The organism is Rhodopseudomonas sp. BR0C11 (assembly GCF_010820945.1).
Lineage (GTDB): Bacteria > Pseudomonadota > Alphaproteobacteria > Rhizobiales > Xanthobacteraceae > Rhodopseudomonas > Rhodopseudomonas palustris_H.
Genome location: NZ_QTKI01000578.1, coordinates 1 through 2223, shown reverse-complemented (window position 1 = coordinate 2223; position 2223 = coordinate 1). Strand labels below are relative to the sequence as shown.

The 2223-nt window shown below is 69.1% G+C and carries 2 protein-coding genes; both read left to right on the top strand.

Annotated features, from left to right (window positions below):
* On the top strand, positions 1–1363 hold a 1363-nt coding region (locus DYI24_RS25360), incomplete at its 5' end, for an alpha-2-macroglobulin family protein (RefSeq protein ID WP_502706376.1).
* The coding region (locus tag DYI24_RS25355) for a transglycosylase domain-containing protein (protein WP_205523694.1) at positions 1360–2223 on the top strand (864 nt) is incomplete at its 3' end. The genes DYI24_RS25360 and DYI24_RS25355, both read left to right, overlap by 4 nt.

Genomic DNA, 2223 nt, shown 5'->3' with positions numbered 1-2223 from the left:
CTATCCGTTCGGCTGCTCCGAGCAGATCACCAGCCGCGCGATGCCGCTGCTCTACGTCAACGATCTCGCCGCCGGCGCGCATCTGGCGATGGACGGCAGCGCCGACGAGCGGATCAAGGGCGCGATCGACCGGCTGCTGTCGCGGCAGGGCTCGAACGGCTCGTTCGGGCTGTGGTCGACCGGCGGCGACGATGCCTGGCTCGATGCCTACGTCACCGACTTCCTGACCCGGGCGCGCGAGAAGCGCTTCGTGGTGCCGGACGTCGCGTTCCGCGCCGCGCTCGACCGCATCCGCAACTCGGTGGTCAATGCCGATGAGCCGGAGAAGGACGGCGGCCGCGATCTCGCCTATGGCCTCTATGTGCTCGCCCGCAACGGCGCCGCACCGATCGGCGACCTGCGCTATCTCGCCGATACCAAGCTCGACAAGCTGGCCACGCCGATCGCCAAGGCACAGCTTGCCGCGGCGCTGGCGCTGGTCGGTGACCGCGCCCGGGCCGAGCGGGTGTATGCGGCGGCGGCCGACAGCCTCAACCCCAAGCCGTCGATCGTGCTCGGCCGGGTCGACTACGGCTCGGAGCTGCGCGACGCCGCGGCCCTGGTGTCGCTCGCCAGCGAAGGCAACGCGCCGCGGCCGACGCTGACGACGGCGGTGCAGCGGGTCGAAGCCGCGCGCGGGCTGTCGCCTTACACCTCGACCCAGGAGAACGCCTGGCTGGTGCTGGCGGCGCGCGCGCTCGCCAAGGAGACGATGGCGCTCGACCTCAACGGCGATGCGGTGAAAACGGCGCTGTACCGCAGCTACAAGGCGGACGAGGTGAAGGCCCAGCCGCTCAAGATCGCCAACACCGGCGACTCCCCGGTGCAGGCGGTGGTGACGGTGAGCGGTTCGCCGATCACCCCGGAGCCGGCCGCCAGCAACGGATTCAAGATCGAGCGCAACTACTTCACGCTCGGCGGCGAGCCGGCCGACATCACCAAGGCGAAGCAGAACGACCGCTTCGCGGTGGTGCTGACGATCACCGAGCCGAAGCCGGAATACGGCCACGTCATGATCGCCGACTACCTGCCAGCGGGCCTGGAGATCGACAATCCGCATCTGGTGTCGTCGGGCGACTCCGGCACGCTGAGCTGGATCGCCGATGGCGCCGAGCCGGTGAACACCGAGTTCCGCGACGACCGCTTCACCGCCGCGATCGACCGCAAGGCCGACGACAAGTCGGTGTTCACGGTCGCCTACGTGGTGCGCGCGGTGTCGCCCGGCAAATACGTGCTGCCGCAGGCCGTGGTCGAGGACATGTACAATCCCTCGCGCTACGGCCGCACCGGCACCGGCACGATCGAGGTGCGGGCGGCGAAATGAGCGAGCGGCCGACCAACACGCCCGCAGCGTCGCGAGAGGTCCTGACGCCTGCCAAGGCGTCATTGCGAGCGGAGCGAAGCAATCCAGCGCCACGCGCGCTGCGTGGATTGCTTCGTCGCTTCGCTCCTCGCAATGACGGGTGGAGAGGTTGGGGGAGGATCAAGACGACCGCCCTCGTGTCGGCGCTCCTGATCGCCATCGCAAGCGGCGGCCTTTTCGCTTACGCCGTCTCGCTCGGCCCGTTGCCGCTCGACGAGGCGCGGCAGACGTCGGTGACGGTGGTCGACCGCCACGGCAAATTGCTGCGGGCGTTCGCGATGGCGGACGGGCGCTGGCGGCTGCCGGTCGATGCGACGACCGAAGTCGATCCGCGCTACCTCAAGCTGCTGCTCGCCTACGAGGACAAGCGGTTCTATCAGCACCACGGCGTCGATCCGCTCGCGGTCGGACGCGCCGCGTTGCAGCTCGTCAGCCACGGCCGGATCGTCTCCGGCGGCTCGACCATCACCATGCAGCTCGCGCGGCTGATGGAGCCGCGGCGCCAGCGCTCGGTCGGCGCCAAGCTGCGGCAGATGGTGCGCGCGGTCGAACTCGAACAGACGCTGTCGAAGCAGCAGATCCTCGATCTTTATCTGGCGCTGGCGCCGTATGGCGGCAATCTCGAAGGCATTCGCGCCGCTTCGATCGCGTATTTCGGCAAGGAGCCGAAGCGGCTGACGCTGGCGGAGTCGGCGCTGCTGGTCGCCTTGCCGCAGTCGCCGGAAACGCGCCGGCTCGATCGTTTTCCGGATGCCGCCCAGGCCGCGCGCGATCGGGTGCTGGCTCGGATGGTCGAAGACGGCGTCGTCAGTGACGAAGAC